This window comes from Zhongshania sp. (assembly GCF_041623545.1).
In the GTDB taxonomy this organism is placed as follows: domain Bacteria; phylum Pseudomonadota; class Gammaproteobacteria; order Pseudomonadales; family Spongiibacteraceae; genus Spongiibacter.
The window spans coordinates 1-4748 of sequence record NZ_JBFJWS010000251.1 but is presented as its reverse complement, the minus strand read 5'-3'; the positions used below and the strand labels follow the sequence as shown (position 1 = coordinate 4748).

Here is a 4748-nt window from a genome sequence, read left to right as displayed (position 1 = left end):
TTCGCTACGCTCGGGAGTCAGATCTAACATTTGTAATTCATCCTCGGTCGCGCCGCCGGTAATATTGACAGCACTGCCTTCAATAATTACATGACAGGTACCGCAGGCGCACACGCCACCGCAATCAGCGTCAATACCTGGGACCCCGTTATCCAAGGCAATTTGCATCAACGACTTACCGGCCTCAAAATCTACTATGTGTTCAGTGCCATTGTGCTCAATAAAAGTAATACTTCCCATAGCGTTCTCCTTCGTAAAGCTGTTTGGCCGCATTAACTACTTGTACCCCAACCTTCTCGCACAAGTAGAAAATGCTCCAAGAAAAGTTTACGACTTATATTTTATTAAATAATGTGACCGTAAAATGATTATTTATAACGAATTTGCTCATTTAAAATTTATAGGTCGCATCCACACCAAAGGTCCGCGGCGGACCTGCCTGGAAATAGTCGAATCCAAATCCAGCCTGAAGATTGATCGCATAACCATCATACTCTTCGTCAGTAAGGTTTTTGGCCCAGATTGAAACCGAGTAATCTTCATTAATTCCGCGCCAAGTCATACGAGTATTCAGCAAGGCATAGGCATCTTGTTTGATATTTTCATATCCGCCTTTATCGTTATAAGCGCTATACCACTGCTTAGCTTGATAGTTGGCGTTCACGTTCCAGCTGACATAGCCGCTATCGCCGCTGTAAAGCTCGTAATCAATCGATATGTTTCCACTGACTTCAGGTGCCGAAATCAATTGATTGCCAGCGAGATCAATTTCATCATCGGGATTGTTAAGGGTTTGCGTGTCTGACAAACTCAGCTCGGTATACTCGGTATCAAGATAGCCAAGCCCCATCATCAACATTAACTTTTCTGTTGCGGCAAACATAATCTCCGCTTCTAAGCCTGCAATAGTGGAGCCGCCGGCATTTTCCAAAAAGTTGGATACGCCAACAACGTTGATAAACTGCTGATCTTTATAATCGTATAAAAAGGCTGCGGCATTAACACGAGCTCGCTGATCATAAAAATCAGACTTGAAACCTACTTCATAAGCATCTATGTACTCAGGTCTCGCATAGGCATCTTCGAAATCGCGCTCACGATAATAAACACCGCCATTAAAATTACCGGAGCGGAAGCCCTTGCTATAACTTGCGTACATCATGAAGTCATCATTGAAACGATAATCTAAGCCGAGTTTACCGGTAAATTCCTGCTCCTTAGCCGACATCGGCGTCGAGGAGTCTGTGGTATATGGTCCGTGGGTATAGCCAACCTCCCCAGATGCCATTAGGTCTTCAGCCGTAATCTCGCCACTGGCTAAATTCTCCAAAAACTTATCGATTTCAGCAATACCGGCATCGCCGGCGAGGTTAAGTGGCACAAAGGGAACATCATGGCGGCTAGTATTGCCGGGAACAAAAGTACCGCGAGGGCTACCATCGTAACCTTCTCTCGAGATATTAAGGTGGGTTAGGTCAATTTCATCAATGGTATAGCGAATACCAAAGTCGATTCCGAAGTCTGCGGTTACGTCAAAACGAAGCTGCGTATAAGCGGCGTAACTTGTTTTATCGGTGATCATTTTCTGATCTATCTGACCAAAATCAAGTAAATATGGGTAAAATCCAGCTGCACCCGGATACGTTACTGCCACACGAGCATCGGGAGCAGTGCCGTAAATCGCGTACTCGTTATGCATATCCATTTCTTCTTCGGCGTAATATAGACCGCCAATGAAATTGAACATGCCGTCGTAATTACTTGAAATTCGCAAGTCTTGACTAAACGCCGTAGTGTCTACCGCCCAACGTATCTCAAGCAACTCTTCTGGTGAGCCGTCAGTGTTCTGCTGCTGGGCGTAGTCAGAAATGCTAATTGAGGAGATACTTGTGAAGGTGTGGTAATCGCCAATAAACTCTAGCTTGTTTACCAACATATCCGAATTAACAACCAAAGGACCGGTAAAGTTATCTTCAACTTCATGATGCCCAAGGTTTTGCGACGACGCCGAATAACCCGTGTTATCGATATAACCACTGCTGTCATCACCTTGACCCGCAGACCCAGTAGCCGCGCCACCAGCCCCCAGCAGTCCGTCGCCACCATTAAGGTTACCGCGAGGCTCGTTTCTTGACGCATTCGCCAAAGAATCATTTTGCCCATGAGTTAATTTAAGGACGTTATTTAAATTCTCAGATATCTGCCAATTCAGCGTTAAACGCAATGCCTGAAAATCAATAGAGGATAAATTTGGGCCACCTAAACGATTTTCGATATATCCACTATTCCGGGAAAAGGAATATGCAAGACGAGCGGCCAGAGTCTCATCAATTAGCGTTCCTTCAACGCCTAAATCACCCACGTGAGAATCATAATTTCCGGCGCCCAACTTGACGTTAACATGCGTTCCGTCATCAATAATCGGGGTTTTTGTAATGATGTTTATAGCGCCACCCGTGGTGTTTTTTCCGTATAGGGTACCTTGGGGGCCGCGCAATACCTCAAGACGCTCAACATCAAAAAAGTTCATACCATGGGTATACACGGCGCCCATATATGACTCGTCGGAGTAAACACCAATTGGGCTAGCCTGATTAGAGCTATAGTCAGACATGCTGACACCACGAATAGCGAAGATCGGTTGCACTTCACCAAAAGGCCCACTAACCTGCATATTCGGTACTTGAGCAGATATATCATTTGCACTCGCGAAACCGAATTTTTCCAACGAATCAGAAGTCATACCGGTAATCGCAACAGGAGTATCCTGCGTACTCTCCGAGCGTTTCTGCCCCGTAACAATCACTTCCTCGAGCATTGGCGCGGCCAAAGAAGTCATTGGTATATAACTTAGACTAGCTAAAGATGCACCTAAAGTGATCTTTCTTAAGTAACTCTGAGATATGCGCATTTAGTTATTATCCCCTCTAACACTAACGATTAAGCGCATATAATCCACTAAAATCAATGCCACGTCTTTTCCGATGCGGACATCTTTTTGGCAAATTAGGACAGCCGCACTGACAATACTCAAATGACAAAAAAACGTCCTAAAAAGCCAATACCAATCAACACTAAACATCAATAATCAGTTAAAACAAATCTATAAAACCATTAATTCAGTACTTGACGCACTCTGCTATCTAATTTCATCAAACAACACTAAAAGCCATTTATATCCATAAAGACCAACATCAAGGACATTAAATGAACAACGCCCATGAATTACCGCATTATCATCACATCATTAACGGCGATATAGTAAAGCCAAACTCTGGTCACTATATTGACGTGCATTGTCCTGCTACAGGTAATCTAATAGCAAAAACCGCCGATGGCGATGCGGCAGATGTTGATCTGGCAGTAAACGCAGCATGTCTTGCGTTAAAAAATACAGAATGGCGAAATATTAGCGTAGCCCAGCGCTCCAAGCTGCTGTATCAAATCGGCAACACGGTATTAGCGAATGCCCAAGAGCTAGCTATTTTAGAAGTTCAAGCATCTGGCGGCACGATCAAGCGCGTAATGGGTTTAGATATCCTGGCCATTGCCGATTTATTTTTCACACTTGCCGAGTCCATCAAAAGCTACCCATTTATCGAAAACCTTTCCCCAAAGATTTTGCCAGAACAAGTTCACACCATGGTAGTAAAAGAACCTGTTGGCGTATGCGGCATTATTACCGCGTGGAACTTTCCGCTGCTTTTGCTTTCCTGGAAAATAGCCCCAGCCTTAGCTGCAGGTAACACCGTAGTCGTAAAAGCATCAGAATTAACGCCAACATCGACATTTCGCTTAATTGAGTTAATTAATCAATTTTTACCGGCTGGCGTATTAAATCTAGTAAGTGGCACAGGCGTAAACGTGGGTGACGCCCTGGTCAAACACCCCAACGTAAACAAAATATCTTTTACAGGTTCCACACAAACAGGTAGAAACATTCAAGTTGCAGCCGCCGCCACACTAAAGCGTGTGACCCTAGAGCTCGGCGGCAAAGGCGCGGCTATCGTCATGCCCGACGCCAATATCAACTTGGTCGCGCATGGCGCACTGTTCGGCATCATGATGAACTCTGGGCAGGCTTGTGAATCAGCTAGTCGATTAATTGTCCATGTCGATATTCACGATGAACTCATTGCCAAAATGAAGACCTTGGCAGAAAAAATAGTCGTAGGTAATCCACTCGATCCTGCAACTGGCATGGGCCCTATTGTTTCGGAGCAACAGTTTAATCGGATTGAGGCCTATCTAAAATCGGCTCAAGAGCAAGGCGCCCACATCGTTACCGGAGGAAAACGCAAGATTGTGTCAGGCTTCGAAAATGGCTATTTCCTCGAACCAACTATTATCACCAATTGCCAGAATGATATGAAACACACCTGCGAAGAAATATTCGGCCCAGTTGTGTCTATTATAAAATTTACCGAGCTAGACGAAGCCATAAACATCGCAAACGATTCAATATACGGACTGTCAGCTGGCATCTGGACCGAGGACATCATTGGCGCCCAAGCCGTTGCTCGCCAACTCGAAGCTGGCTCAGTTTGGATAAATGACTGGCACATGATGCGTACAGACGCACCCTTTGGCGGAATGAAGCAAAGCGGTTATGGTCGGGAGATGAGTCATAACAGCCTAAACTCGTATACAGAATTGAAATCGATTTCGACAGCGTTTGAACGCGACCCAAGTAAAAAATCAACTTACCACTTGGTCCATACGTTTTAAGGTTCGCGACCCAGCTAATT

3 protein-coding genes are annotated in these 4748 nt (G+C 44.8%); 1 reads left to right on the top strand and 2 read right to left on the bottom strand.

Annotated elements, in window-relative coordinates; all coding sequences use genetic code 11:
* Nucleotides 1-240 (bottom strand): 2Fe-2S iron-sulfur cluster-binding protein (locus ABYT30_RS15725; protein ID WP_373097441.1); only part of this gene is annotated, 240 nt, incomplete at its 3' end.
* A 151-nt stretch (nucleotides 241-391) separates the two neighbouring features.
* The gene (locus ABYT30_RS15720; RefSeq protein ID WP_373097440.1) at nucleotides 392-2839 is read right to left on the bottom strand and encodes a TonB-dependent receptor; all 2448 of its coding nucleotides are present in this window, start codon (nucleotides 2837-2839) and stop codon (nucleotides 392-394) included.
* A gap of 368 nt (nucleotides 2840-3207) precedes the next feature.
* Here ABYT30_RS15720 and ABYT30_RS15715 point away from each other — a divergent pair, with 368 nt between their 5' ends.
* Complete coding sequence (locus ABYT30_RS15715; protein ID WP_373083496.1) at nucleotides 3208-4728, top strand: aldehyde dehydrogenase; 1521 nt, start codon at nucleotides 3208-3210, stop codon at nucleotides 4726-4728.
* Nucleotides 4729-4748: the final 20 nt, after the last annotated feature.

Excerpts from the sequence above, each read along its gene's own strand:
- ABYT30_RS15720 (WP_373097440.1), bottom strand. The coding sequence starts at position 2,839 with ATGACTTCTTTGGCCGCGCCAATGCTCGAGGAAGTGATTGTTACGGGG.
- ABYT30_RS15715 (WP_373083496.1), top strand. The coding sequence starts at position 3,208 with ATGAACAACGCCCATGAATTACCGCATTATCATCACATCATTAACGGC.